This window comes from Microbulbifer sp. Q7 (genome assembly GCF_001639145.1).
GTDB lineage: Bacteria > Pseudomonadota > Gammaproteobacteria > Pseudomonadales > Cellvibrionaceae > Microbulbifer.
Genome location: NZ_LROY01000001.1, coordinates 611,017 through 636,918, shown reverse-complemented (window position 1 = coordinate 636,918; position 25,902 = coordinate 611,017). Strand labels below are relative to the sequence as shown.

At 60.9% G+C, this 25,902-nt stretch carries 26 protein-coding genes; 10 read left to right on the top strand and 16 right to left on the bottom strand.

Features of this window, described 5'->3' with window-relative positions:
• Positions 1 to 3: 3 nt before the first annotated feature.
• Positions 4 to 237, top strand: coding sequence for a hypothetical protein (locus tag AU182_RS02555; protein WP_066960184.1), 234 nt, complete (start codon positions 4 to 6; stop codon positions 235 to 237).
• Between the two features lie 18 nt (positions 238 to 255).
• On the opposite strand, the gene AU182_RS02550 is transcribed toward AU182_RS02555, so the two are convergent.
• From AU182_RS02550 to ubiE, 9 genes are all read right to left on the bottom strand, one after another.
• Positions 256 to 1,089 (bottom strand): alpha/beta fold hydrolase, encoded by an 834-nt coding sequence (locus AU182_RS02550; RefSeq protein WP_153039091.1) that lies wholly within the window; start codon positions 1,087 to 1,089, stop codon positions 256 to 258.
• Between the two features lie 69 nt (positions 1,090 to 1,158).
• Entirely contained in the window at positions 1,159 to 1,899 is a 741-nt protein-coding gene (gene tatC / locus AU182_RS02545; protein WP_066960181.1) for a twin-arginine translocase subunit TatC, read from the bottom strand.
• On the bottom strand, positions 1,896 to 2,642 hold the full coding sequence (gene tatB / locus AU182_RS02540; RefSeq protein WP_066960179.1) for a Sec-independent protein translocase protein TatB: 747 nt from the start codon (positions 2,640 to 2,642) through the stop codon (positions 1,896 to 1,898). Before tatB ends, tatC begins: the two co-directional genes overlap by 4 nt.
• 42 nt (positions 2,643 to 2,684) lie before the next feature.
• Positions 2,685 to 2,936 (bottom strand): twin-arginine translocase TatA/TatE family subunit, encoded by a 252-nt coding sequence (tatA, locus tag AU182_RS02535; RefSeq protein WP_066960177.1) that lies wholly within the window; start codon positions 2,934 to 2,936, stop codon positions 2,685 to 2,687.
• 64 nt (positions 2,937 to 3,000) lie between these two features.
• Positions 3,001 to 3,348, bottom strand: a complete 348-nt coding sequence (locus AU182_RS02530; RefSeq protein WP_066960174.1) for a phosphoribosyl-ATP diphosphatase — start codon at positions 3,346 to 3,348, stop codon at positions 3,001 to 3,003.
• An 8-nt stretch (positions 3,349 to 3,356) separates the two neighbouring features.
• Positions 3,357 to 3,755, bottom strand: coding sequence for a phosphoribosyl-AMP cyclohydrolase (gene hisI / locus AU182_RS02525; protein ID WP_066960171.1), 399 nt, complete (start codon positions 3,753 to 3,755; stop codon positions 3,357 to 3,359).
• 81 nt (positions 3,756 to 3,836) lie between these two features.
• Positions 3,837 to 5,474: a ubiquinone biosynthesis regulatory protein kinase UbiB gene (gene ubiB, locus AU182_RS02520; protein WP_066960168.1), complete on the bottom strand. Its 1,638-nt coding sequence runs from the start codon at positions 5,472 to 5,474 to the stop codon at positions 3,837 to 3,839.
• Between the two features lie 4 nt (positions 5,475 to 5,478).
• Positions 5,479 to 6,141 carry an SCP2 domain-containing protein gene (locus AU182_RS02515; protein ID WP_066960164.1) on the bottom strand — a complete coding sequence of 221 codons (663 nt, stop codon included), beginning with the start codon at positions 6,139 to 6,141 and terminating at the stop codon, positions 5,479 to 5,481.
• Positions 6,142 to 6,362: 221 nt separating this feature from the next.
• The gene (gene ubiE, locus AU182_RS02510) at positions 6,363 to 7,112 is read right to left on the bottom strand and encodes a bifunctional demethylmenaquinone methyltransferase/2-methoxy-6-polyprenyl-1,4-benzoquinol methylase UbiE (RefSeq protein WP_066960161.1); all 750 of its coding nucleotides are present in this window, start codon (positions 7,110 to 7,112) and stop codon (positions 6,363 to 6,365) included.
• A gap of 339 nt (positions 7,113 to 7,451) precedes the next feature.
• Between ubiE and AU182_RS02505 the strand changes: the two genes are divergently transcribed.
• Positions 7,452 to 10,334, top strand: coding sequence for a TonB-dependent receptor domain-containing protein (locus tag AU182_RS02505; protein WP_066960160.1), 2,883 nt, complete (start codon positions 7,452 to 7,454; stop codon positions 10,332 to 10,334).
• A gap of 115 nt (positions 10,335 to 10,449) precedes the next feature.
• On the opposite strand, the gene AU182_RS02500 is transcribed toward AU182_RS02505, so the two are convergent.
• From AU182_RS02500 to hslV, 5 genes are all read right to left on the bottom strand, one after another.
• Positions 10,450 to 12,069 carry an alkaline phosphatase gene (locus AU182_RS02500; protein WP_066960158.1) on the bottom strand — a complete coding sequence of 540 codons (1,620 nt, stop codon included), beginning with the start codon at positions 12,067 to 12,069 and terminating at the stop codon, positions 10,450 to 10,452.
• A gap of 14 nt (positions 12,070 to 12,083) precedes the next feature.
• Positions 12,084 to 13,643, bottom strand: coding sequence for an alkaline phosphatase (locus AU182_RS02495; protein ID WP_066960156.1), 1,560 nt, complete (start codon positions 13,641 to 13,643; stop codon positions 12,084 to 12,086).
• A gap of 123 nt (positions 13,644 to 13,766) precedes the next feature.
• Positions 13,767 to 14,147: a gamma-butyrobetaine hydroxylase-like domain-containing protein gene (locus AU182_RS02490; protein ID WP_066960154.1), complete on the bottom strand. Its 381-nt coding sequence runs from the start codon at positions 14,145 to 14,147 to the stop codon at positions 13,767 to 13,769.
• 113 nt (positions 14,148 to 14,260) lie between these two features.
• Complete coding sequence (gene hslU, locus AU182_RS02485; RefSeq protein ID WP_066960152.1) at positions 14,261 to 15,574, bottom strand: ATP-dependent protease ATPase subunit HslU; 1,314 nt, start codon at positions 15,572 to 15,574, stop codon at positions 14,261 to 14,263.
• A gap of 208 nt (positions 15,575 to 15,782) precedes the next feature.
• On the bottom strand, positions 15,783 to 16,322 hold the full coding sequence (gene hslV / locus AU182_RS02480) for an ATP-dependent protease subunit HslV (RefSeq protein WP_066960149.1): 540 nt from the start codon (positions 16,320 to 16,322) through the stop codon (positions 15,783 to 15,785).
• Positions 16,323 to 16,442: 120 nt separating this feature from the next.
• Between hslV and AU182_RS02475 the strand changes: the two genes are divergently transcribed.
• Positions 16,443 to 16,682: a DUF2798 domain-containing protein gene (locus AU182_RS02475; protein WP_066960147.1), complete on the top strand. Its 240-nt coding sequence runs from the start codon at positions 16,443 to 16,445 to the stop codon at positions 16,680 to 16,682.
• Between the two features lie 55 nt (positions 16,683 to 16,737).
• Here AU182_RS02475 and AU182_RS02470 read toward each other — a convergent pair whose 3' ends face one another.
• Complete coding sequence (locus AU182_RS02470) at positions 16,738 to 17,304, bottom strand: SPOR domain-containing protein (protein ID WP_066960144.1); 567 nt, start codon at positions 17,302 to 17,304, stop codon at positions 16,738 to 16,740.
• Between the two features lie 76 nt (positions 17,305 to 17,380).
• Complete coding sequence (locus tag AU182_RS02465; protein WP_066960142.1) at positions 17,381 to 19,591, bottom strand: primosomal protein N'; 2,211 nt, start codon at positions 19,589 to 19,591, stop codon at positions 17,381 to 17,383.
• Between the two features lie 283 nt (positions 19,592 to 19,874).
• Between AU182_RS02465 and AU182_RS02460 the strand changes: the two genes are divergently transcribed.
• The 7 genes from AU182_RS02460 (at position 19,875) to gshA (ending at position 25,778) form a co-directional block, all read left to right on the top strand.
• Complete coding sequence (locus tag AU182_RS02460; protein WP_066960139.1) at positions 19,875 to 20,450, top strand: hypothetical protein; 576 nt, start codon at positions 19,875 to 19,877, stop codon at positions 20,448 to 20,450.
• On the top strand, positions 20,447 to 20,761 hold the full coding sequence (locus AU182_RS02455; RefSeq protein WP_066960136.1) for a transcriptional regulator: 315 nt from the start codon (positions 20,447 to 20,449) through the stop codon (positions 20,759 to 20,761). The genes AU182_RS02460 and AU182_RS02455 overlap by 4 nt, the downstream gene beginning before the upstream one ends.
• Before the next feature lie 146 nt (positions 20,762 to 20,907).
• Complete coding sequence (gene rpmE, locus AU182_RS02450; protein WP_066960134.1) at positions 20,908 to 21,120, top strand: 50S ribosomal protein L31; 213 nt, start codon at positions 20,908 to 20,910, stop codon at positions 21,118 to 21,120.
• Between the two features lie 23 nt (positions 21,121 to 21,143).
• A complete protein-coding gene (locus tag AU182_RS02445; protein ID WP_082859161.1) occupies positions 21,144 to 21,992 on the top strand; it encodes a thermonuclease family protein in 849 nt (282 codons plus the stop codon).
• A gap of 165 nt (positions 21,993 to 22,157) precedes the next feature.
• The gene (locus tag AU182_RS02440) at positions 22,158 to 23,411 is read left to right on the top strand and encodes a malic enzyme-like NAD(P)-binding protein (protein WP_066960130.1); all 1,254 of its coding nucleotides are present in this window, start codon (positions 22,158 to 22,160) and stop codon (positions 23,409 to 23,411) included.
• 123 nt (positions 23,412 to 23,534) lie between these two features.
• Positions 23,535 to 24,005 carry a hypothetical protein gene (locus AU182_RS02435; RefSeq protein WP_066960127.1) on the top strand — a complete coding sequence of 157 codons (471 nt, stop codon included), beginning with the start codon at positions 23,535 to 23,537 and terminating at the stop codon, positions 24,003 to 24,005.
• 180 nt (positions 24,006 to 24,185) lie between these two features.
• Positions 24,186 to 25,778, top strand: coding sequence for a glutamate--cysteine ligase (gene gshA / locus AU182_RS02430; protein ID WP_066960123.1), 1,593 nt, complete (start codon positions 24,186 to 24,188; stop codon positions 25,776 to 25,778).
• The last annotated feature ends 124 nt before the right edge of the window (positions 25,779 to 25,902 follow it).

The following is a 25,902-nucleotide window of genomic DNA, read 5'->3' as shown; positions in this document are numbered from 1 at the left end:
TCCATGCAGCCCGTGGCAGCGGTCTCACTGGTTTTTACACTTGTTGTTGGCGCCATTCTCTGGATTCAGGTGTTGCGCATGAGCTTTGCCGCGTCTTCCGGGTTCGGCGTGCTGGCGATCTTGTGCCCGCCGATCCCGCTGGTGCTGCTGCTTGCGGATCACCGTTGTCGCAAAACTCTGCTGCCACTGGTGTTAATGGTGGCCGGCCTCTCCAGCATAGTCGCTCTGTATTCTTGAGGCACAGGCTGCAGGGGTCTAATCTGGCGCGCTTTCCGCGCAGGGGAATGACTCCACGCCATCACCCGCGAAGGTCCCGTTATCGAGAAAATGCACCACTTGCTGGATCACCCGCGGGTCGTCGGTCAATCCATCGTGGCTCAGCGGGTATGTCACCCGTGCGCAGGTGCCCTCCACGTAGGTGCTGGGCAGGCCTACCCGCCCATCGTCATCGCCATCGATAATGGCGGCAAACAGCGGATTGAACGAGCGGGTGCCGGCGATGACGCCGAGGGGGAAACGCACCGGCCCCAGGCGGTTGGGCAGGCTACGCGGGTCTATCCCCATCTGCTTGCCGGCCGGGCCATTGAGATCTTTTATCCACGGAATACAGGAAAGGAAATTGCCCAGGCGACTGCCCTGGTTGGGTGTGCCCAGCATCACCACACTGGCAATGGCCGAGGTATCGCGCTGTTCAAAGTAGTAGCGAACCAGCAGGCCGCCCATGGAGTGGGCTACAAAATGCACCCGGCTCGCACCGCGTTCCTCGCATTCAGCAAGACCGCGCGGGATTGCCTCGGTGGCGAGTATTTCGATGGGGTTTTCCCGCGAGGGGTATTCAAGATTGACCGTGGTATAGCCGTCCGCGACCAGAGCGCGCTCGATTGCCTGCATCGACATAGCGTCTTTGGTAATGCCGTGCAGCAATATGGCGCAGGGCTTTGGCTGCGCTGCAGTGGCGGCCGCGCTGAAGTGCCGGGCTGATGCCGGAGCTGCCAGGCTGAACACCAGCAGCAGGGCGCAAATGACCGGGAAGCAGACATTGCGAAAAACGATGTCGGCTGGCACTGAAAAAGCGCGCGCTGAAATCACCTGAAAATCTCCTTGTGCTGCGCCGTGCCCCGGGGCCGCTTCACTGCGACCGCAGATGGTCAAATGAGCTCAGGGGCTCTCGACCGGCTTTCCCCGGCCGCGCTTGATCATGCGTCCGAATATGATCCCCACCTCAAACAGAATCCACATGGGTACCGCCAGCAGCGTCTGCGAGATGACATCTGGTGGCGTCAGCAACATGCCCATGGCAAAACAGGCGACAATGACATAAGGACGCTTCCTGGCGAGTTCCTTGGCACTGACCGCGCCGCTCCAGATCAACAGGACCGTCGCGATAGGAATTTCGAAGGCAAAACCAAACGCAAAAAACAGCTTGAGCGCCAGGTCCAGGTAGCTGCGGATATCCGGCATCACCTTGATATCAGCGTGGGCTGAGCTGATAAAAAATTCGAAAATCAGCGGGAACACCACAAAGTACGCAAACGCCATACCCGCGTAAAACAGGAAGACACTGGAAAACATTAGCGGCGCGATCAGCCGCTTTTCGTGCTTGTACAGCCCCGGCGCAATAAACGCCCAGAATTGATACAGCACAAAGGGAATGGCGACAAAAAACGCCAGAACGAAGGTGGTCTTGAACGGCGTGAGGAAGGGTGACGTCACTTCGGTGGCGATCATGCCGGCGCCTTCCGTCAGGCGCGCCTGCAGCGGGTCGGCGACAAAGTTATAAATGTCGTTGGCGAAGGGCACCATGCAGGCGAAGATCGCCACCACCACCAGCAAGGTTTTCAACAGGCGGTCGCGCAATTCGATCAGGTGCTCAATAAACGGCTGGTCTTTTTCACTCATGGACGCTTATCTTCCGACTCGGTGGGGCTGTCGCTGTTTGACGCATCGGAACCCTCGCCATCCGCTCTAGCAGTGGATGCGGGGCCCGAGCGCGAACCTTCGTCGTGGTCGGCGGGGTCCAATCGGTCTACCTCCGCCCAGGCCTCGTCTTCCTCGTGCTTGAAGTGATCCGGATGGTGGGGATTGTGCTCGGGATCGCCGTGATCGTGCAGATGCTCGGGATATTCGGGGTCTTCCTGATCCTCGTCGTCCTCATCTTCCTCCGGCAGGTAGTCCTCCTCCGGCCGTTCACCACCGGACCCGCCGCGCTCTTCTTCCGGCAGATAGTCCGCCGCCTGTCGACGCTGGTCGGCGGCCACATCCGGTTCCGACGGCGCCTCGAGCGACGCGGCGTCGCCGGCGGCATCCGCGCTCTCGCCCGCGCTGTCTTTTAACGCCTTCGCCTGCGCTTCAACAGATTTCAGATCCTGTTCGAACTTGCGCTCCGCTTCACTGAGGGTGCGCTCCATTTCCTGCTGGCTCTCGCGCAGCTCCCTCAGCACCCGTTCGTTGTGCAGCTCGCGACGGATTTCGTCGGCGCCGACTTCCCGCTCAAGTTCATCCTTGGCACTGCCCAGTGTCTGCTTCAGCTGCGTCCACCAGCGCACGGTGGTGCGCACCGCATCCGGCAGCCGCTCGGGCCCGATGACCACCAGGCCGACGACACCGATCAACAACAGTTCAAAAAATCCGATATCAAACACGCGTGCTCGCTCTATCAGTTGCAGACGATGGCGATCATCTGGTTACTTGTCCTGAGACTGCTTTTCTTCGGTGGAGGTCTTCTGTTGCGGCTTGGCGGACTCGTCCTTGGTCAGCAATTCCGGGTCTTTATCCTCGCCTTCTTCGTCCTCTTTTTTGCCCTCTTCCTTCATGGCTTTCTTGAAGCCCTTGATAGCGCCACCCAGGTCGCCGCCGAGATTGCGCAGACGCTTGGTGCCAAAAATCAGCAGTACGATGACCAGCAGAATCAGTAGTTGTTGCCAGCTAATACCCATAATGAAATGCTCCTGAATCAACGCTTGAGTGCGTTTGTAACTAAAATTTTGTTGTATCCCGCGGTCAGCTCTGACTTCGCGATGCTTTTTCTTCCAGCCCAGAAAGCCCGAAGCGACGCCCCAGCTCATCCAGCACTGCGCGCGAGTCCGCCCCCAGGTGGTTGAGCATGACCAGCGAATGGAACCAGAGATCGGCGGTTTCCGAAATCATGGCTTTGTGGGCCTCACTGTCGGGCGGGGCCCCTTCCGCATCCTTGGCGGCGAGCACCAGCTCGGTCGCCTCTTCCCCGACTTTTTCCAGGATCTTGTTGAGCCCCTTGTGATGCAGGCTGGCAACATAGGAAGAATCTGCATCACCCTGCTGCATGCGCAAGCGCAAAACCCGGTCCAGTTGTATCAGCATATCGCTCATGACGCTGCCTATTTCTCCCCTGCGTAGATCTCTTTCGGGTCGGTGATGACGGGCTGGCGAATCTGCCACTGGCCGTTTTCCAGTACCTGGTAAAAACAACTGGTGCGCCCGGTGTGGCAGGCAATGCCGCCCAGCTGCTGCACCATCAGCACGATGGTGTCGCCGTCGCAGTCCAGGCGAATTTCCCGCACCTGTTGCACATGGCCGGAGGACTCGCCCTTGCGCCACAACTTGCCGCGCGAGCGCGACCAGTAGACCGCTTGGCCTTCCTCAACTGTCAGGCGCAGGGATTCGGCGTTCATCCACGCCATCATCAGCACGCGGCCGGTTTTGATGTCCTGTGCGATGGCAGGCACGAGTCCGTCGCTATTCCAGCGCACTGCCTGGGTGAAATCGTTTTCGCTCACGGTATGCGTCCTTACTGCATCAGTTATTGTAGGCTGCCAGGTCGGCGCCCCGGTGGCCATTTTGCGCCGGTGGCCCGTGCCTCAGGGCCACAGCAGCAGGGCCAGAGCCGCGGCCCCGAGGGCCCAGCTCGCCGCCGGTATCTGTGCCAGCAGCCCGGGAGAGGCGACCAACGCGGCACCCGCCGCCAGCAGGCCGCCGACCACCATGCGCGCATAGCGGGCGCGCCCGCGCTGGCGACTGCCGGCGAGCTGGTCGCTGAGCTGCTGCAATTGCGGGCCCAGCTCTCGCCCCTGCTCCAGGGCAGAAAATACCATTTGCGGCATTTGCGGGAATTTTTCCAGCCATTCCGGCCCATATCGGCGAATTTCGCCGACAATCGTCTTGGGATGGATACGCTCGCGCATCCACCGCTCCAGAAATGGATGGGCAGTCTTCCACAAATCCAGCTGAGGATACAGCTGTCGCCCTAATCCTTCTATATTGAGCAAAGTTTTCTGCAGCAGCACCAACTGAGGCTGCACTTCCATATCAAAGCGCTGGGCCGTCTGGAACAAACTGATCAGTACCCGCGCAAAGGAGATTTCACCCAGCGGCTTTTCGAAGATCGGCTCGCACACGGCGCGAATCGCCGATTCGAAGGCGTTGACCGGGGTGTCTTTGCTTACCCAGCCACTTTGTACATGCAATTCCGCCACCATGCGGTAATCCCGGCGGAACATCGCCAGGATATTGCGCGCCATATAGTACTGATCCTCGCGGGTCAGGCTGCCGACAATCGCAGTGTCGATGGCGATATACATGGGGCGATCGGGATGCTCGCGGGAGACAAAGATATTTCCGGGGTGCATGTCCGCGTGGAAGAAGTTGTGCTCGAACACCTGCTTGAAGAAGATCTCCACCCCGCGCTCGGCCAGCAGCTCCATATTGGTATGCTGCGCGCGCAGCTGTTCCAGGTCGGTCACCGGAATCCCGTGGATACGCTCCAGCACCAGCACATTCTCGCGGGTGTAGTCCCAGTAGACCTCGGGGATGTACAGCAGGGGCGAATTGGCAAAATTGCGCTTCAGCTCCGAGCCATTGGACGCCTCGCGCACCAGATCCAGTTCACCCTCGATGGTATGCCGATAATCCTCGACCACCTCCACCGGGCGCATCCGGCGACCGTCGGGCAAGTAGCGTTCGATCCAGCGGGCGATATAGTGCAGCAGCTCCAGATCCTGCGCGATGACCTTGTCGATGCCGGGCCGCAGCACCTTCACCACCACGGCCGGGCCGGGCTCGCCGTTTTCCCCCTTCAGCCGCGCACCGTGCACCTGCGCAACAGACGCCGAGGCCAGCGGCTCGCGCTCGAACTCTGCAAACAGCTCATCCACCGGCGCACCCAGTGCCTCCTCGATGCGCGCAATACACTGCGCCGCCGGATAGGGCGGCACGTTGTCCTGCAGATGATTGAGCTCCTGCACCATATCCGGGGGGATCACATCCGGGCGCGTCGACAGCAGCTGGCCGAACTTCACATAGATGGGGCCGAGGTCTTCCAGCGCGCGGCGCAGCCGTTCACCGCGCCCCATCTGCTTCACCCGGGCACTTTGCGGCAGCAGCTTGGCCGGCGCCCACAGGGCCCGCAACCACAGGGGCTGGTGCTCGGCGGGGACGATCTCATTCAGGCGGTAGCGCAGGAATACCCGCGCAATGGTCAGACTTCTCGCTACTGGCACGCCGCTACTTACCCTCACCGTCTGGCTGGTTCCGGCGCTCCAGCTTGCGACGCAGAATATCAATGCGCGCCTCCAGCCGGTCCACCCCCTGGGCAAATTCCGCCACATCTTCCGCAAACGCCTCAAACTGCGCCTGCGGCGGCGTCACCCGCCACTCCTCGCTCACCGCCTCGGCACCCGCCTTCGGCGCCGCGCCCAGGGCATCTTTCAGCCAGCTCGCCGCCATGCGCACCCCGCTACCCAGCTGATGCGCGGGAGAATCACCGATCAGCTTCGCCAGCGGCTCCTCCCAATCGATATCCAGATTCCGCATGATTGCCTGCAACTCCGCCAGCAGCGCGCTGGAACCGCGCACTTCCACCCCCAGCTTGGCCGGTGTCGCGTCGCGATTTCTCAGCAATTGCACAAAGGCCAGCGCAGAGCCGGACAGCTCCGTGGTCACCTCGCCACTCCAGCGGCTGTGCACTTCTATATAGCCACCCTCTTCACCGTCCTCATCATCGATCGCCAGGAACAGGGTCAGCGCAGGCGCGGTGAGATCCACCCGCAATACCTTGCCCGCCAGCTTGGCCAGGCGCGCGCGGCTGCCCGGGTCATAGCGCAGGGCGGTGTTGATGGCGGTTTCCAGGGTGGCATCGAAGCCGGCGCGGAAGGTGGGGTCGGTCATTATCTTCTGAAATCGTCCATGTCCGGATCGTCGCTGTGCTTCTAAATCGTGTGTTTGCAATGCTGAAGTCACACGCTAAGGCGTCGATACCGGGGTCTGTTTGCGGGACCGTCTGCGGCCTGGATGGCCGCAGCCGAGCCCCCATGGATGGGTTTACGGCGTGTCCCGTAAACAGACACCGGTAGCGGCGGCGCCACGGGACAAGGACCGAAGCCCAAGCGTTAGGGCTTGATGCCCTTGTGCAGGGCCACAATGCCACCGGTCATGTTGTGGTATTCGCAGTCCACAAAACCGGCCTCGCCCATCATGTCTTTCAGGGTCTGCTGATCCGGATGCATGCGGATGCTCTCGGCCAGGTAGCGGTAGCTGTCTGCATCGTCCGCCACCAGCTTGCCCATAAACGGCAACAGGCGGAACGAGTATTGATCGTAGACCTTCTCCAGCAGCTTCGACTGCGGCTTGGAAAACTCCAGCACCAACAGGCGGCCACCGGGCTTCAGCACCCGCAGCATCGAACGCAGCGCCAGATCCTTATCGGTGACGTTGCGCAGGCCGAAGGCGATGGTAATGCAATCAAAAGTATTGTCCGGGAACGGCAGGTACTGGGCATCTGCCTGTACCGTCTCCACATTGCCCGCAATACCGCGATCCAGCAAACGATCGCGGCCGACTTTCAGCATCGACTCGTTGATATCTGCCAACACCACCTTGCCGGTAGGGCCCACAATACGGGAAAAGCGCGCCGTGAGATCCCCGGTACCGCCGGCGATATCCAGAATGGTCTGCCCCGGACGCGCCGCAGAAAGCTCGATGGTGAAACGCTTCCACAGGCGGTGAACGCCACCGGACATCAGATCGTTCATCACATCGTAGCGCGCCGCCACGGAGTGAAACACATCCGCCACGCGCCCGGCCTTCTCTTCAACCGGCACCTGCTGGTAACCGAAATGGGTGGTCTTGCGTTCCGTCATCTTGCGCCTGCTGTACCGAATTCAGTTCGGTATTGTACATGGGGCTATTTGGAATGGGATATGCATAAGGTAATTTGCATCAGGCGATGCCATACGGCCCCGGTGCAAGCCGGATTGCCGACTATTTAGTCAAGCACGCTCGGCAATTAGCACTGAAAGCCATTTAGCCCCTTTTTGGCGCAATGTTTATTAAAGTTTCACCTGAAACAAAAAATATTTAATTTTGCCAAAAACCTTTATGAGGGCACTTTCCTCCCATTCGTTACAGTCCTACGGCATAAAACTCTAATGCCGACTTTCTGACCAAGAAACGAGCACCCTTTGGGGGGGAATAACAATATGAAAGGCAACACACTCTCCATGGCCATCCGTGGCGCTATTCTGGCGACCGTTGGCATCACTCCTGCATTTGCGCAGGAAGATACCCAAGTTGTAGACGCTTCCACAATCGACGACAGCACCATCGAGCAGGTCACGGTTACCGGCTCTCGTATCGCGCGTCCAAACGCTGTCAGCGCAACACCGGTCACCACGCTGACCGCCGAAGATATCAGCCTCAGTGGCGAAACCAACTTGGGCGACTTCCTGAACACCATGCCCGCGTTGCGCTCCACTTTCTCCGGGCAAAACTCCGGTCGATTTATCGGCACTGTGGGCCTGAACCTGCTAGACCTGCGCGGCCTGGGCACCTCTCGCACCCTGGTACTGCAGGATGGCCGTCGCCATATATCCTCTTCTGTCGGCACCTCCGCGGTTGACGTAAACACAATCCCGGAAGACCTGGTTGAGCGCGTTGATGTCATCACCGGCGGCGCTTCCGCCATTTACGGCGCAGACGCGGTTTCCGGCGTAGTCAACTTCATTCTGAAGGACGACTTCGAAGGCGTGAAGATAAGCGCATTCGGTAGCGACACCGAGCGCGGTGGTGCTGAAACTACGGAACTCTCCGTCACTTTTGGTAAAAACCTGTTCGATGGCCGCGCCAATATTGCCGGTAGCGTTCAGCACACCACTCGCGGTGACGTGTACGGTACCGAACGCGACTGGATTACCAAGGGCTACGGCACATTGGTGAACCCGGACAACATCGACCCCGAAACCGGAACCGTGATCCGCGGGGATGGTATTCCCGATCGTATCGTGGTCGAGGATTACCGTATCCCCTTCATCAGTGACAATGGTATCGCTTTCCTTCCATACGGCGATTACACGTTCAATGACGATGGTACCGCACGCCCGGTCATTCCCGGCGATATTTGCGATATCAACGGCCGCTGCTCTGGCGGTGATGGCTACGCCTTTGTAGGCCAGTACCAGATGTACCCCCGCATGGAAACAGCGAACGTTTTCGTTAAGGGCCACTTTGACATTTCCGACTCCATGCAGTTGTTTGGGGAAGCGAAATACGTTTCCCATGAAGCGGAAAGCTGGGGGCAGGCTAGCTTTAGCTACAATGGCTACTCGTCTACCAACCCGTTCCTGGACAAAGACCTTTCGGACCGCCTGGTTGCCGATGGCATTCCCGCCTTCGGCATGTACCGTATGCATTCCGACCTGGGTTACCGCGGCGACCTCGCCGAGCGTGAAACCATGCGCTTTGTCACCGGCCTGAAGGGCGACCTGGGCGGCAGCTGGAGCTATGAGGCCAGCCTGGTTTACGGCGAATACAACGCCGATATTTTCTACGTGAACAACCGTTACAATGAGCGCTTCAACCAAGCAATCGATGCGGTCGAACTCGACGGTGAAATTGTCTGTGCGGATGCTGATGCCCGCGCCGCTGGCTGTTTGCCGCTGAATATGTTTGGTTTCGGTCTCAATTCCCAAGAGGCTGTCGACTGGGTCATGCTGGACGACACTGGCTCTGAAGAAAAAATGACTCAGACCGTCGCTTCAGGCTTCGTCACCGGCGACCTGATTGATCTGCCAGCAGGTCCGTTGTCCGTAGTGGGTGGTTTTGAATATCGCGAAGAAACCAGCTTCGTGGACTTTGATGAAATCATCAAAAATGGTGATACCTTCATGAACGCGCTGGCCTCTACCGATGGCGAGTACGACGTAACCGAAGCTTTTGTGGAACTTTCTGCACCGCTGGTTTCCGGCCTACCCGGTGTACAGAGCCTTGTTTTCGATACGGCTTACCGCGCCGCCGACTACTCGACCGTGGGTAGCACAGGGGCATGGAAGGCTGGACTGGATTGGACCATTGTCGACGATGTGCGCATTCGTGCCACTTCCTCGCAAGCGGTTCGCGCGCCAAATATCGACGAACTTTTCGCACCGCTGGGTGAAAATTTCTACAACGTCAATGACCCTTGCGACTACCGTGAGATTGGCAGCCCTGAGGACCCAGCAGTACGCGCCAATCGTGCAGCAAACTGCGCGGCGCTCGGCCTGAGCCCTGACTATGTTTCACCGTGGAATGGCGGCCCGACTCTCGGTGGATTCAGCGGTGGCAACCCTGGTCTTCAGGAAGAAACCGCTACCACCCTAACCTACGGTATGGTGATCACTCCTCGCTTCGCCGATGGTCTGACACTGACTGTGGACTACTGGGACATCGAAATTGAAGATGCGATTTCCTACTACGGTGGCCAGACTATTCTGGACAAGTGTGTTGACGGAGCCTCTATCGATAACGCCTTCTGTGGCAATATCGAGCGCGCCGCCAACGGCGATCTGACCTCCCTGACCAGCTCTGCACTCAACGCCTCCAAACTCACCGCCCGCGGTGTGGATTACGAGTTGCGTTACGAGTTGGCTCTGGCCGACCTGTTCCAATCTGAACTGGGCAGCCTGACCCTGAGCGTACAGGGCACTCGCCTGCTGGAACGTGACGACTACTCCTTCCAGAACGAGCCCGATAGCGTTGACCCGATCGCTGGCGAGCTGGGTGACCCGGAAGATGCCTACAACATGAACGTCACCTACCGCTACGGTGATCTGTCCGTGAACTGGGGGCATCGCTACATCGGCGACCAGGCACTGTATGACATCGGTCAGGAAACTGGTGAATACGCTGCCCCCCCCGTCACCGGTGAAGTACGTTACAACAGCCTGCGCACCAGCTGGCTGTACCAAGACACCCTGGAAGTGTTCGGCGGTGTAAATAACCTGGGCGACAAGGCTCCCCCCGCATACCTGACCGGTACCGGTGGTGGCTCCGGCATGTACGACACTATGGGTCGTAGCTTCTACGTAGGTGCGAATTACACCTTCTAATTAGCTAACTCTTGATCTTGGCTGCATCCACATCCGCAGCCACAAAAAAAAAGACCCTTCGGGGTCTCTCTTGATAGCCGCCCCCCTGGGTGCGGCTTTTTTATTGGCCGCAGATTTACTCAGCGCCAAGCAAACCGCCGGAATGCGCCATCACATGAAAGATAAAGCTCTGCTCGTTGGTGCCAGACAGCAGGTGTGCGCCGGGACCGCGCGCCCAGACGCCGACGTCTTCACCGCCATGGGTTTCGCTGCCCAGCGGCACCAAGGCCTCCTGGTGGTAGCCGGCTGATTCGGTGTCGCTGGCGCTGATGTCCTGACGGCCGGCGCTGATCGGGTCTTCGTAGCGGTCGTCTGCATCGGTGCTGGCACCATAGTGTGCGTGGCCGAGGCCGTTGGCATAGGTGATGGTGGTGTAGGGCAGGCCGTCGGCGGCGAGCGCCACACCGGCTTCCGGCTGGCCGCGGCTGTCGTTGTTCACGACTTTGCCCAGAATCGGATTGCCGCGGGTGGGGTAACCGGCAATGGTCATTACGTGGCTGTGGTCGGCGGTCACCACGATCAGGGTGTCTTCCGCACTGGTGTTGTCCATCGCCACCTGCACCGCTTTCGCCATTTCCACTGCGTCGGTGAGCGCGCTGTAGGCACTGCCGGCATGGTGACCGTGGTCGATACGGCCCGATTCCACCATCATGAAATAGCCGTTTTCGTTATTGCTCAGCAACTCGATGGCCTTGCCGGTCATTTGCGACAGGGAGGGTTCGCCGGCCACATCGTTGTCGCGGTCTTCCTCGTAGCGCATGTGTGAACTTTCAAACAGGCCCAGCAACTTGTCGGTACTGGCCACCTCTATTCCATCGAAACCGGACTGATCCTCGATATACCGCGCATTGGTCACACCGTCGTTGTAGCGCGCCTTCCACGCGTCGATCAGGTTGACCCCGTCGGTGCGGCGTCCGGCTTTTCCCTCGAGATCGGTGACCTCGGCGGGCAGGAAACTGCGGCGGCCGCCGCCCATCACAACGTCGATCCCATCGCCGGCGGCCAGCTCCACCAGCTGCGTGGCAATATCCTTACAGCCTTCCGGCGCCGCGTATTCCCAACCGCGCTCCGGCACCTTGGCGTAGGTGGCGGCAGGGGTGGCGTGGGTGATGCGCGCGGTGCTCACGATACCGGTGCTCTTGCCTAGGCCTTCCGCCAGCTCCAGCGCGGTGGTGAGTGGTCGCTGCAAGCTGCCAGCGCAATCGCCGCGCGCCACCGTTTCATCCACATTCAGCACGCCGGCCTTGGTTTTTACGCCGGTGACCATAGCGGTGGCGGTACCCGCAGAGTCCGGGGTCTGCTGGTTGGTGTTGTAGGTTTTGATCAGGCCCGCAAACGGCATTTTCTCGAAGCTGAGCTGGTATTCCTCACCACTCTGGCCCTGTAACTGCCCGGCGAGAATGCGCGCGGCGGTGACCGTAGAGATACCCATGCCATCGCCCACAAACAGGATGACATTCCTGGCCGCACCGCGGTCGTTGTTGATCGTCACATCGCGCGCACTGGCGATGGCCGCGGCACCATTTTTGTACCAGTCGCTGCTGCGCTGGGCGTCCGGCAGCACCAGACCCGGGGCTTCTGGCTCGGGTTGCGGGGCCGGGGCGTCCGGCGCCGGTGTGGAATTGTTGTCACTGCAGGCGGCCAGTGTCAGTCCGAGAAGCGCCGCAAAGGCGGCGGAAAGTTTGTTCAGTTGCATGGTTTACCCCCAAATTATTCTGCGCTGACCGGCAGCCCGGTGGCGCCGATCATCAGATGAAATACCGCGTTCTGCTCCAGGGTGCCCTGAACCAGCTGCGCACCCGCGCCAATGGCGTGCAGGGTGATGTCCTCGCCCGCGTGCGACTCGGATCCAAGCGGCACCATGGCCTCCTGATGGAAACCCGGCGCCTGGGTATCGGTGGCCGTGAGATCCTTGCGGCCTGTATCTGCGGACAGATAATACCGGGCATCGGCGTTGGTTTCGCCGCCCAGATCGGCAAATCCGAGACCATTGGCATAAGACAGGGCGGTGTAGGGCAGGTCGTCTTTGGCCAGTGCGGGCGCACCGGTGGGCGCGCCGTGGCTATCGTTGGTTTCTACCTTGCCAAGAATCGGATTGCCGCGTGTGGCGTAGCCGGCAATGGTCATCACATGGCTGTGGTCGGCAGTCACCAGTATCAGGGTGTCATCGAGATTCACCGTTTCCGCCGCGGCCTTCACCGCTTCGGCAAACGCGATGGTGTCATGCAGGGCGGTGTAGGCACTGCCCGCGTGGTGGCCGTGATCGATGCGACCGGATTCCACCATCAGGAAGTAACCCTGTTCATTTTTCGACAACAGCTCAATCGCACGGCCGGTCATTTCCGCGATGGAAGGCTCGTCCTTGGCTTGTGCGGTGCGGTCAGCGTCGTAACTCATGTGGGAGGCAGTGAACAGGCCGAGCAGTTTGTCGGTGTTGGCAAGATCGGTGCCCGCCAGTTCGCTGCCACTTTGCACATAGGCTGCGCGCTGCTCGCTGTAGCGATCGCGCCATTCGGCGGTGAGGTCGCGCCCGTCGGTGCGCTTGCCGCCATTGTCGGTGGTGATGAAGTGACGGCGACCACCGCCGAGAATCACATCAATGCCATCGCCCACATCGAGGCTTACCAGCTGTGCGGCGATATCCACGCAGCCATTTGCCACGGCCTCTTCGCTCAGGCCATCGTTGGATTCCCAGTTGCGCTCCGGCGAACGCGCATAGGTGGCGGCCGGGGTAGCGTGGGTGATGCGTGCGGTGGAAACAATGCCGGTGCTGCGCCCTTGGTCCTCCATCAGCTCGATGAAGGTATTGAGTTCGTTCCCGGCCACGCCCGCACAATCGGCACGCAAGCCATCGCTGTCGACATTGATCATGCCCGCGCGGGTTTTCACGCCGGTCATCATGGCGGTCATGGTGCCGGCGGAATCCGGGGTCTGCTGGTTGGTGTTGTAGGTTTTGATCAGCGCGGTATGGGGAAATGCTTCGAACGAGAGCAGGTTTTCCTCGCCGCTCTCGCCGCGCAACTGACCATCCAGAATACGCGCGGCGGTGAGTGTGGAAACGCCCATACCATCGCCCACAAACAGAATGACATTTTTCGCGGATTTTTCGGTGCGGGTATCCGCCAGCTTGGCCGCTAGTGCGGCCTCTCCATTGGCGTACCAGCTACTGGTCTGCTGGTAGGTCGGCAACTCCGCGAGCGCAATCGACGACATCGCCGTCACTGTGCCCGCCGCCAAAATACGCAGCGCGCGATTAACCTGTTTACCCATGGTGCTTGCCCCCCTGGCAAATTTCACAAAGAAGCGCGCATTAAAAACGCCGCAGGGTTACCGGGGTGTTACCGATTGTTCACAGCTTTGTGACAGGAGGGAATAACGGGGATGGGTTGGGCGCTAGCCGCCGATGAATTTTACCGCACTCTCGTCCGGGTCACGGCCCTTGCCGGCCGCTTTCAGGCGCGCCAGATAAGCCGACCATTTTTCGTCGCGGGTATCGCAGAGTTCGCGCAGGTAATCCCAGGTGTAGATACCGCTGTCGTGGCCGTCGTCAAAAAAAATCTGCAGGGCATAGCGGCCGGCGGCAGCGACCCGGTCTATGCCGACATGCAGCTTGCCCTCTACCAAAGTGCCTTCACCGATACCGTGGCCGCGCACTTCGGCACTGGGGGAGTAGACCCGGAGGTATTCGGCGGGAAGTACAAACTCCGAGTCCTTGTATTCAAGGGTCAGAGCTTTTTCGGCTTTATTCAAACGGATTTTCTGGGGTGGGGACATTCGGTTTCCGCTAATGCGCACGTCGTAGGGTAGATAAGCGCAGCGCATCTACCATGGGGGCGGTGGATGCGCTGCGCTTATCCACCCTACGGGTGGTTATTTCAGGATTATGTTTAAAGAATAAAGCGCGAGAGGTCTTCGTCTCTGCTCAGCTCGCCCAGATGCTGGTCGACATACGCGGCATCAATGGTGATATTGGTGCTGCCATCGCCGCCGGCGAAAGAGATCTCTTCGAGCAGGCGCTCCAGTACGGTATGCAGGCGGCGCGCACCGATATTTTCGGTGGATTCGTTCACTTCAAACGCCACTTCGGCAATGCGCTGAATCCCGTCTTCGGCGAATTCCAGGTTCACGCCCTCGGTACCCAGCAATGCCTTCTGCTGCTCGGTGAGCGAGGCGCTGGGCTCGGTGAGAATGCGTTGGAAATCCTTGGAGGTGAGCGAGCTCAGTTCCACGCGGATCGGCAGGCGGCCCTGCAGCTCCGGTATCAGGTCGGAGGGCTTGGACAGATGGAAGGCGCCGGAGGCAATAAACAGGATGTGGTCTGTTTTGATCATGCCGTATTTGGTGGTGACGGTGCAGCCTTCGATCAGCGGCAGCAGGTCGCGCTGCACCCCTTCGCGGGACACGTCGGCACCGCCGCTTTCCTGGCGCTTGGCCACCTTGTCGATTTCATCGATAAATACGATGCCGTTCTGTTCGGCCGACTGGATGGCTCTGGTTTTGATTTCTTCGTCGTTGATGAGCTTTGCGGCTTCGTCGTCGGTCAGCTGTTTGAGGGCCTGTTTGACGGTGAGCTTGCGCTTCTGGGTTTTGCCCTTGGACATGTTGCTGAACATGCCCTGTAGCTGGTTGGTCATTTCTTCCATGCCGGGGGGTGCCATGATTTCGACACCCATGGGGCTGGCGGAAACATCGATTTCGATTTCCTTGTCGTTCAGCGCACCCTCTCGCAGTTTTTTGCGGAAGACCTGACGGGTGCCGGAGTCTTTTTCGCTGGGTTCGGTGTTGCGCGCGGGCGGCAGCAGGGCATCGAGAATACGGTCTTCGGCGGCGTCCATGGCGCGCTGCTTGACGCCTTCGGTGGCGCGCTCGCGCTCGAGTTTGATGGCCATTTCGACGAGGTCGCGCACGATGGACTCGACGTCGCGACCGACGTAACCGACTTCGGTGAATTTGGTGGCTTCGACTTTGATAAACGGTGCGCCGGCCAGTTTGGCGAGGCGACGGGCGATTTCGGTTTTACCGACGCCGGTGGGGCCGATCATCAGGATGTTCTTCGGGGTGATTTCCGCGCGCAGCTCTTCGTTCACCTGCATACGGCGCCAGCGATTGCGCAGGGCGATGGCGACGGCGCGTTTGGCGTCGTTCTGGCCAACGATGTGACGGTCGAGTTCGTGGACGATTTCTCTGGGGGTCATGGACATGGTCTTTCTCGAATTCTTTCGTTTATCCCGGCGCTCGTTAAATTGAAGCGCGGTGGCGGCGGGGCACCGGGTACTGATTTTTGAAACCGCTGTGAATACATCCCTGTACGCTGCGTCGGCGACGTCCCTGTCGCCGACGCTTTCAAAAATCAGTACCCGGCACCCCGCCTTCAATTTGGGTTCGCTTACTTCGTTAGCGAGTGGCCACTCAGTAACTCAGCTCTTCAATCGTGTGATTCTGGTTGGTGTACACACAGATATCACCGGCAATTCTCAAACCCTGTTCCACAATGGTTCTGGCATCCAGCTCAGTGTTGTCGAGCAGCGCGCGCGCAGCGGATTGGGCGAAAGGGCCGCCGGAACCTATGGCGATGAGGTCGTCTTCGGGCTGAATCACGTCGCCATTACCGGTGACGATCAGGCTGGCGGTTTCGTCGGCGACGGCGAGCAGGGCTTCGAGGCGGCGCAAGGCGCGGTCGGTGCGCCAGTCTTTGGCGAGCTCGACGGCGGCGCGGGTGAGCTGGCCGTTGTGGGCCTGGAGTTTGGCTTCGAAGCGCTCGAACAGGGTGAAGGCGTCGGCGGTACCACCGGCGAATCCGGCGATGACCTTGTCGTTATACAGGCGGCGCACTTTGCGGGCGTTGCCTTTCATGATGGTGTTGCCCATGGAGACTTGCCCGTCACCGCCGATGACGACTTTGCCGTTTCGGCGGCAGGAAAGGATGGTGGTGCCGCGATATTGTTCCACGTGTGCCTCGGTGTTTTACATTTCGAGAGCACTAAGTGTGGTCGATGAGGCTGAATTTCAACTTTGGGATTGCGGCTTTATACTCCGCGCCTACTTTCAGGTGTATCGAGAGGACTGCCTGTGACCCGTATTAAGCGCCGCTATTACACCCTGGTATTTGCCCTGTTTATGTCGTTTTTCATGTCGACATTGATGTCCGGGGTGGTGACGCTGATCAATACGGGGCTGAGCGAGGGGTTTGTGGAGCGCTGGCTGCGCGCGGGTATTGCGGCCTGGGTGATTGCGTTTCCGCTGGTTTCGCTGATTGCGCCGTTGGCACACAGGCTGACGCGGAGATTGGTGGAGCCAGGTGGGGACTGATTAGTCCGATGGTTCTGTGGTGGATAAGCGCAGCGCATCCACCAGATTCAGCACACTATCCTTGCGCAGGACGCTTGAGCACCAGCGGCATCAGGCGGTGTTCGGCGAGCACGCCGCGCGCGGCGGCCATTTTGGAGCGGTTGGTGTAGGGGCCGACGAGGACCCGGTGCCAGGTGCCGCGGCTGTCAGTGGCAGATTCTACTTTGACATCCAGGTTGGCGAGCATCAGCTGGGCGCGCAGGCGCTCGGCTTCGTCCTTGTCGCGGAAGCTGGCGGCCTGAAGGATGTACACCAGGTCGGACTTGGGCTCTACCCGTTCCGGGGTCTCGCTGCTTTTCTGCTCGCCGTCACGCACCCGCACCTGCTGATTCTTCGGCTCGGGGACCTTCACTTCATTCTCTTCCAGCAACTTGTAGAAATCGAAGCGCGGCTTGGACTCGCCGGCCGCAGGCTGTTGCGCCACGGGCTTTTCGGCGCGCTTGACCGCTTGTGTCTGCGCGGTTTTGAGGTCGTTCAGCAGGAATACAAACACCGCAAAGCCGCCGACAAAGCTGCCCAGCACGAACCAGACCCAGGCGGGCTTTCCGGTTGATTGTTGGCGGCGGGTATTGCGGCGGGCCATGGTGTTCTCTCGTTTTTTTAAGCGTTATCTCTGCAGGCGGGAAATTGTAACGCCTGCGCGCGGCACTGTGCGGATTTTAAGACAGCTCCTGCGCATCCATGTCCACCGCCCACCGCAACCGCCGGTTGCGATTCCCCTCCGCCCACTGACAGAACTGCGCCAGTATTCGCTGCAACAGGCCGCGTTTTTCCGCGGTGATCTGGAGATAGAAGCGGAAGCGACCGGACTTGCGCTCCAGTAACGCGGGCACCGGCCCCAGATACTGCAACTCCGGCGAAGGTGGCGCCATGGCCTGCAGGTACTCGCGGGCATTGACCAGGAACTCTTCTGCCCAGCGCGGCTCCTCGCATTCGGCGCGCACCAGCGCCATGGCGCGGACCGGTGGCAGCTGGGCAATCTTGCGCTCCTCCATCAACTGGCGCGCGAAGGCGCCATAGCCCTTGTTCAGCAGCAATTGCAGCAGCGGGTGCTCCGGATAGCGGCTCTGCACCAGCACCTTGCCGGGCAGGTCGCCGCGCCCGGCGCGGCCGGCCACCTGTTCCAGCAACTGCCCCATGCGCTCGGGGGCGCGGAAGTCGGCGCTGAACAGGCCGCCATCGGCGTCCTGGATCACCACCAGGGTGACCTTCGGCAAATGGTGGCCCTTGGCCAACATCTGGGTACCGAGGAGCAGGCAGGGCTCGCCGTTGCGCGCGGGCTCCAATAATTTGTCCAGCGCCTGTTTGCTCGAAGTGGTATCCCGGTCCACACGGATTACCGGGAAGTCCGAGAAGCTGTGGGTAAGGAAGTCCTCACTGCGCTCGGTGCCGGCGCCCAGGGCATTCAGGTTGCGGCTGTGGCACTGGGGGCAGCTGTGCACCTCGCGCATGCGATAGTCACAGTGGTGGCAGCGCAGGTGGCGCTGGCGCCGGTGCAGGGTCAGCTTGGCGGAGCAGTGTGGGCAATCCGCCAGCCAACCGCAGTCGTCGCAGGTCAGTGCCGGGGAATAGCCGCGCCGGTTGATAAACACCAGCGCCTGCTCGCCGCGCTTGAGGGTATCGCCGATATGCCGCAGCACCTGCGGGGCAAAGCCCTCCTGCAGCTGCTGGTGGAAGGTTGGCACCACGCTGATTTCCGGCGGGCGCGCGTTGCCGGCGCGGTGGCGCAGGCGCAGGTGCTGGTAACGGCCGCTCAGTGCGTTGTGCAGACTCTCCAGGGACGGCGTGGCCGAGCCCAGCAATACCGGCACTCCGGCATTTTTAGCCAGCACCACAGACAGGTCGCGCGCGGAATAGCGCACCCCGTCCTGCTGCTTGAAGGAGCCGTCGTGCTCCTCATCGATCAGGATCACGCCGAGGCGCGGCAGCGGGGTAAAAATGGCGGAGCGGGTGCCGATGACAATGTCCGCAACGCCGCTGGCGGCCGACAGCCAGGCGCGGGCGCGCTCGCCATCGGCGAGCCCCGAGTGCAGGGCGGCGATACGGAAGTCGGGAAAGCGGGCGGCAATCCGGCGCAGGGTTTGCGGGGTGAGGCCGATCTCCGGCACCAGCAGCAGCGCCTGGTTGCCCGCGCGAAGAGCGCGCTCCATCAGGCGCAGATAGACCTCGGTCTTGCCACTGCCGGTGGTGCCTTCTAATAAGGAAGCGCTGAATCCGCTCGCCGGGACGGCATCGATCACCTGGCGCTGCTCGTCGTTCAGTTCTGGCGCCGGTCGCGGCGCCACCTCCTCCATCGGCGGCGGCGCCGTGGGCCCGGTCACCCAGTGCGCCAATCCGCGCTCGATCAGCGCCTTGCACACACTGCTGTTGAGCCCGCGGGCATTCAGCGCGGTGCGGCTCTGGCGGCCGGAGCGCAACAACAGCTGCAACAATTCCTGCTGTTTTTTAGCCCGTGCCAGCGCCGTTTCCGGCAACCCCTTGCCCTCGGTGGTCAGCTCCAGCCACTGCTCCGCCCAGTGATCCGCCGGCTTGCCCTTGCGCAGGGCCACCGGCAGCGCGGCAGCGTAAAGTTCACCAATAGGGGCCTGATAGTAGTCGGCGGCCCATTGCAGGAAGTGGCGGCTGCGGGTGTCAAAAATAGGTTGGCGGTCGATACGCTCGCTGGCGGGCTTCAGCTCCGCCAGTGGCGATTCCGCCACCACCTCCACCAGCACCGCCACCAGATCGCGCTTGCCAAACGGCACATGAAAGCGCTGCCCCGGGCGCAGGTCATCGGCGCTGAGCCCCGCCGGTGGCAGGTAGTCAAACAGGCGGCGCAAAGGGACCGGGACCGCCAGGCGCAATATGACGCGCGGGCGCTCAGCTGCCATGCCCGAGCGATGCTGTTCCGGTTGTACCTGCAAGCGGCCCCCAATTGACGGTTTCTTGTGCGCGGATTTTTGTGCGCGCGCTAGTTTACCGGCTGATGCCCGCGGTTACAGCCGGCACGGGCAAACCGCTGCGCACAAATTTCTGGCGCCCTGTCCCACACCGGTCTCTCTCGACGGTTGCAAACTCTGATATTTAGAGTACTCTATAAATCAACTCTACATTTTAGAGTGTCAACCCGGAACCCCACGTAACCGGCCTCTTATTCGACAAGGACCTGTGATCATGACCGATGTGCATAAGCTGCAAAGTGACCTGGACTATATTCGCGGAACCATCCGCGAGGACGCCACTACGGGTGGCATACCCGCACTGTATTTCCTGTGGGCCGCGCTGATTGCGGTGGGTTTTAGCCTGCCCGACTTCGCGCCCCGGCTTGCCGGTTTCTACTGGCTGTTCGCCGGCATCGGTGGTGGCCTGTTCAGCTGGTGGCTCGGTGCCCGCCAGAGCCGTCGCGACGGGTTCAATAACTCGCAACTGGGACGGCGCTACGGACTGCACTGGTGCCTGGTGGGCGCCGCCTTCCTGCTGTGCTTCCTGCCGCTGATGCTGGGGCGCGTTTCACCCGAGATGGGCGGGGCCAATTTCCTGCTGGTCACGGGCATTGCCTATGGCCTCGCCGGCGTACACCTGGAGCGACCACTGCTGTGGTGCGGCCTCCTGATGCTGGTTGCCTACGGTGTGCTGGTGGTGCTGATGCCTCCATATATGTGGACCATCACCGGGATCACCGTGGGCGTCGCCCTGTGCTGGGCCGGCTTCAGCCGCCGCGCGGCGCGCAACGTGGGCGCAACCCGATGAAGGCACTGACCTCCCTCGACCCGCTGCTGGAGCACCGCATCCGGCTGGGCGCCTGTGTATCGCTGGCCAAGCACGGTGAACTGACCTTCGCCCGCCTGAAGAGCCAGCTGCAGGCGACCGATGGCAATCTGGGGGCACAATTGCGCAAGCTGGAAGAGCAGGGCTACCTGCAAAGCCGCAAGGATTTCGTGGAGCGCAAACCAACCACCTGGTACCGCCTGAGTAGCGTGGGTCGGTCCGCACTGGAGTCCCATCTGGCGGCACTGCAGTCACTGATCGACGCGGCGGGTGCCAGCGGTGCAACCTCCTGACTCCGACGCCGCATTTCCGCTTGAATCGGCGGGCTAATCTGATAGTATGCGCCGACTTTTTAAACAGCCCGGGGAATCCTCCCCTGCACCAATGACGATCCCGTGCTCAGCAAATGACTGGGTGGCGGTGTCGAAAAGAGGCCATCATGAAGAACGATATCCACCCGAATTACGCCGAAATTACCGCAACTTGCTCCTGTGGCAACACCTTCAAAATGGGTTCCACCCTCGGCAAGGACATGCAGCTGGACGTATGCTCCAACTGCCACCCGTTCTACACCGGCAAGCAGAAGCAAGCGAGCACTGGTGGCCGTGTCGACCGCTTCAAGAAGCGTTTCGGCAGCCGCATCTCCAAGTAAGCGCTTCCGAGCCGCAAACCGGAGTGAACCAAGTCGTTCCGGCACTGACCGGCTCGCCGCTTAAAAAAAAGACGCCCTGGGCTTCCCTTGGCGTCTTTTTTTGCGCCTGTCTTTTACTGCTCGGCGCGCTCCGGCCTGCCCACGCCCTGGCCGACTGCGTGCTGGGGGAGGCAGACGAGATTGTGGCCCTCAGAAAGGTGGTGGATGGCGACACCCTGCGCCTCAAGGATGGCCGCCGCGTGCGCCTTATCGGGGTCAACACACCGGAGCTGCGCCACGGCAAGCGCCCGGCCCAGCCACTGGCGGAGGAGGCCAGGGAATTTACTGAGCGCTTTCTGGCCGGGGGCGACCTTGAACTGGTGTACGACCGGGATCGCCACGACAATCACGGCCGCGTGCTGGCCCACGTCTACAACCATCGCGGCGACAGCCTGGAAGCCGCTCTGCTCGCCGCCGGACTCGCCTTCCATATTGCTATTGCGCCCAACTTCGCCCTCGCCGAGTGCCTCGCCAGCCGCGAGGAGCTTGCCCGTGAGCAGCAGCGCGGCCTGTGGGCGCCCGGGGTCTGGCCAGTGCTCAGGGCCGACCAGCTGCGCCCCGGCGACGGCGGCTTTGTGCTGCTCACCGGCACCGTGAAAAAAACAGACCGCAACCGGTACCTGTGGCTTGAGCTGGACGGTCCGGTGGCGGTGCGTTTGGATCCGAAATGGGATTATGGCCACCGGAACGGGCGCAATTGGCAAGGCCGCAAAATAGTGGTCAAAGGCTGGCTGGTGGACCGAGGAGAGAAATATTCATCCCGAAACAGACGAAATAAACGCTGGTTTATTGCGTCTGATTCCGAATTTACTATCGAAATTAGTAGGAATTAACTGCTCAGCTCAGTTTTTGAGCTTGTGAACTTCCGGTCGTCTCGGTTATTCTTCGCGCCTCGGATAGGGCGCCCATTTGCCCCACAATAAAATCAAAAATCCGCTGTAACCTGCCGCCAGCCACAGAACGCCGGCCGCCTTGCAATTCAACGAGATGACACCCTGATGACCGACTCACTGCGCCAGGCAGCGCTCGATTACCATGCCTTGCCGACACCGGGCAAACTTTCGGTGGAACTGACAACCCCCGCCCACACCCAGGAAGACCTGTCCCTGGCCTACAGCCCCGGCGTGGCCGAGCCGGTGCGCGAAATCGCCAAAGACCCGGAAGCGGCCTACCTGTACACCGGCAAGGGCAACCTGGTGGCGGTGATTTCCAACGGCAGCGCTATCCTCGGCCTCGGCAACCTGGGCCCACTGGCGTCAAAACCCGTGATGGAAGGTAAATCCCTGCTGTTCAAACGTTTTGCCGACATCAATTCGGTGGATATCGAAGTGGATTGCCCCAGTCCCGAGCGGTTTATCGAAACCGTCGCCGCGATCGCCAATACCTTCGGCGGTATCAACCTGGAGGACATCAAGGCGCCCGAGTGCTTCCATATCGAAGAAGCGCTGATCGAGCGCTGCTCGGTGCCCGTCTTCCACGACGACCAGCACGGCACCGCGATCGTGACGGTGGCGGGCATGCTCAATGCGCTGGAGATTCAGGGCAAGCAACTGTCCGATGCGCGCATCGTATGCCTGGGCGCCGGCGCTGCGGCCACCGCCTGCTGCAAGCTGCTGCTTGCCGCAGGCGCCAGAAAAGAACAGATCACCATGCTCGACAGCCGCGGCGTGATTCACTCCGGGCGCAGCGACATCAATGCCTATAAAGGCGAATGGGCGCGCGACACGGAAATGCGCACACTGGACGACGCCATCGAGGGCGCTGACGTGTTCCTCGGGGTTTCCGGCCCGGACCTGCTCACCGCCGAACAGCTGGCACATATGGCCGCGAGGCCGGTGGTGTTCGCCTGCTCCAACCCCAACCCGGAAATCTCCCCGGAGCTGGCCCACGCCACGCGCGACGACCTGATCATGGCCACCGGGCGCTCGGATTATCCGAACCAGGTGAACAATGTGCTGTGCTTCCCGTTTATTTTCCGCGGGGCGCTGGACGTGCGCGCCACCCGTATCAATGAGGACATGAAGCTCGCCGCCATCGAGGCGATCCGCAAGCTGGCACGCGAGGAGGTACCCGAAGAAGTGCGCGCGGGCTACGGCGGCGTGGAACTGAGTTTTGGCGCCGACTATATCCTGCCCAAGCCTACGGATCCGCGCCTGCTGCCGGAAGTGGCGGCGGCAGTGGCCCGTGCCGCGGTGGACAGCGGCGCGGCGCGGCTGCCGTATCCGGCACACTATCCGTTGAATGCGATCTGAAGCATCGCTCATTTGGCCCCGGTGGCAGCAACGCTGCCGGGTGCCGGCTTCATTCTCAATCCTTGAGCCTCCCCCCCACCGCCGCTAAACTGCCCCCATGTCTGAGCAAAGATGTCCCCACGCATGAGTCACGTCTATGTGCTGACCAATCAGCACCAGCAGTTTTTAAGCAAGAGCAACGAGTGGATCGACGGCCGCGAAAGCACCAAGCTGTTCCGCACCGAGCACAAAGATGTCGCCATCAATCAGATGTTCGAGGCCAACACCCGCGACGTCAGCCTGCGCATCGAACTCCTCGAGTGCCCGCTCGACAGCAAAAAGCACCCGCAGGTGCCCGCTGAAGCGCTGAGCGACGAGCCGCTACTGTCCGCGGACGAGGCCACTGTGAACGCGCAGGGCGCCGGTGACCCGGACGAACTGCCGCAACCCGCTCCGGTCGAAACACCACCGGAACACAACCCGGAAGCGGACCCTGCACCGGCGCCGGAAGTGGCTCCTGAGCCGCAACCCGAGATAGAACCCGAGCAGTTTCCCGGTAGCACACCGGAAATCCAGCCGGACCAGCCGCCGGAGTCCATCGCCAGGCAGGCCTGAGCATTGAAAGTCACCGCACCAGGCCACCGCCACTGCCCCGCACAAACCCCTTGAGTTGGGAGGCGGCGCCCCCATTTAGGCGGGACTGCCTTTAAACCGCACCTGCGAGCGTCCACCAACGGCGCATCCGGCCAACCAGCCTAGCGGCTGCCACAGGAGATTCCCTTGTCGACGTTCACTATGGCCGAGCTGGCCCAGCCGGAAGCTTTAGCCCTGCTCAAGGGCATCCGCCGCGGCATTGAAAAAGAAGGCCTGCGCGTTTCCCCAGAGGGAGAGCTGGCCCAGACCGGACACCCCCAGGGTCTCGGCTCCGCGCTGACCCACGAATACATCACCACCGACTTCGCGGAAGCACTGCTGGAATTCATTACCCCACCGGTGGCCACCCCGGAGCAGGCACTGGAACAGCTGGATCATATCCATCGCTATACCTACAGCCAGATTGGCGATGAGCGGCTGTGGGTAAACAGCATGCCCGGCCGCATCGGCCGCGACGAGGATATTCCCGTGGCCCGCTACGGCAGCTCCCACAGCGGCACCATGAAGACCATCTACCGCCTGGGCCTCGGCTTGCGCTACGGCCGCGCCATGCAGACCATCGCCGGCATTCACTACAACTTTTCCCTGCCGGATACCTTCTGGCGCTGGCTGCAGCAGAAAGAGGGCGGCAGCGACCAGTCCGGGACAAATGAGTCACTGCAGGACTTCAAAACCCGCCGCTACTTTGACCTGATCCGCAACTTCCGCCGGCACTACTGGCTGCTGATCTACCTGTTCGGTGCCGCGCCGGCGGTGTGCGGTACCTTTGTGCAGGACCGCGAACACAAACTGCAACCGTTCGATGGCGACGGCCGCAGCCTGTATGCGCCCCAGGCCACTTCCCTGCGTATGGGCGACCTTGGCTACACCAGCGACGCGCAAAAATCCCTGATCGTCTGCTACAACGATCTGCCGAGTTACCTGTCCACCCTGTGCGCCGCCATTAGCAAGCCGTATCCGGAATACCACGCGCTGGGAGTGAAGGACGAAACCGGCAACTACCAGCAGCTGTCCACCGGCCTGCTGCAGATCGAGAACGAGTTCTACTCGCCGATCCGCCCCAAGAACCCCGCCGGCATGGGCGAGACCGCACTCTCCGCCCTCGACGCTCGCGGTGTCGAATACATCGAAGTGCGCTGCCTCGACCTCAATCCCTTTGTGCCGCTGGGAATCGAAGCCCCGCAAATGCGCTTCCTCGACGCCTTCCTGCTGCACTGCCTGCTCAGCGACAGCCCCATGACCGATGACGCCGACTACCGCGCCATCCAGGAAAACCAGGCGCGCATCGTGTATCAGGGCCGCGACCCGGAAGTACAGCTGGTGCACAACGGCCGCGAGCGCAAACTCACCGACTGGGCCAGCGAGCTCCTCGACCAGATCCAGCCGATGGCCGAACTGCTCGACCGCGCCTGGGAGAGCGACGATTACCAGCGCGCCGTCGCCGCCCAGCGCGACAAGATCGATGGCAAGGTCCCCACCCCCGCGGCACAGATGCTGGCGGAAATGCACGAACACAAGCAGACTTTCTTCCAGTGGGCCCAGGCCAAGGCCGAGCAACACCGGCAGTATTTTCTTGAGCGCCCGTTGAGCGAGCAAGATCAGGTCGAGTTTGAACGCCTGGCGAAAGAGTCGCTGGAAAAGCAGAACCAGGTGGAAGACGCGGATAGCGGGAGTTTTGAGGACTTTCTCGGCAAGTACTACGCACAGTATGTGTTTTGTCAGAGAGGGCTCTGAACTCTAATGCTTAGGCGTCGATCCCGGGTATTGGTGTGTGAGACCTTCAAAAACAGGATGTTTTTGCAGAGCCCCCATGGATGGGTTCACGGCGTGTCTCACACACCAATGCCCGGGATCGACG

Coding starts and splice junctions, on each gene's coding strand:
- AU182_RS02555 (WP_066960184.1), top strand. CDS start 4: ATGCAGCCCGTGGCAGCGGTCTCACTGGTTTTTACACTTGTTGTTGGC.
- tatC (WP_066960181.1), bottom strand. CDS start 1,899: ATGAGTGAAAAAGACCAGCCGTTTATTGAGCACCTGATCGAATTGCGC.
- tatA (WP_066960177.1), bottom strand. CDS start 2,936: ATGGGTATTAGCTGGCAACAACTACTGATTCTGCTGGTCATCGTACTG.
- AU182_RS02530 (WP_066960174.1), bottom strand. CDS start 3,348: ATGAGCGATATGCTGATACAACTGGACCGGGTTTTGCGCTTGCGCATG.
- AU182_RS02515 (WP_066960164.1), bottom strand. CDS start 6,141: ATGACCGACCCCACCTTCCGCGCCGGCTTCGATGCCACCCTGGAAACC.
- ubiE (WP_066960161.1), bottom strand. CDS start 7,112: ATGACGGAACGCAAGACCACCCATTTCGGTTACCAGCAGGTGCCGGTT.
- AU182_RS02505 (WP_066960160.1), top strand. CDS start 7,452: ATGAAAGGCAACACACTCTCCATGGCCATCCGTGGCGCTATTCTGGCG.
- AU182_RS02500 (WP_066960158.1), bottom strand. CDS start 12,069: ATGCAACTGAACAAACTTTCCGCCGCCTTTGCGGCGCTTCTCGGACTG.
- AU182_RS02495 (WP_066960156.1), bottom strand. CDS start 13,643: ATGGGTAAACAGGTTAATCGCGCGCTGCGTATTTTGGCGGCGGGCACA.
- AU182_RS02490 (WP_066960154.1), bottom strand. CDS start 14,147: ATGTCCCCACCCCAGAAAATCCGTTTGAATAAAGCCGAAAAAGCTCTG.
- hslU (WP_066960152.1), bottom strand. CDS start 15,574: ATGTCCATGACCCCCAGAGAAATCGTCCACGAACTCGACCGTCACATC.
- AU182_RS02470 (WP_066960144.1), bottom strand. CDS start 17,304: ATGGCCCGCCGCAATACCCGCCGCCAACAATCAACCGGAAAGCCCGCC.
- AU182_RS02465 (WP_066960142.1), bottom strand. CDS start 19,591: ATGGCAGCTGAGCGCCCGCGCGTCATATTGCGCCTGGCGGTCCCGGTC.
- AU182_RS02460 (WP_066960139.1), top strand. CDS start 19,875: ATGACCGATGTGCATAAGCTGCAAAGTGACCTGGACTATATTCGCGGA.
- AU182_RS02455 (WP_066960136.1), top strand. CDS start 20,447: ATGAAGGCACTGACCTCCCTCGACCCGCTGCTGGAGCACCGCATCCGG.
- rpmE (WP_066960134.1), top strand. CDS start 20,908: ATGAAGAACGATATCCACCCGAATTACGCCGAAATTACCGCAACTTGC.
- AU182_RS02440 (WP_066960130.1), top strand. CDS start 22,158: ATGACCGACTCACTGCGCCAGGCAGCGCTCGATTACCATGCCTTGCCG.
- AU182_RS02435 (WP_066960127.1), top strand. CDS start 23,535: ATGAGTCACGTCTATGTGCTGACCAATCAGCACCAGCAGTTTTTAAGC.
- gshA (WP_066960123.1), top strand. CDS start 24,186: ATGGCCGAGCTGGCCCAGCCGGAAGCTTTAGCCCTGCTCAAGGGCATC.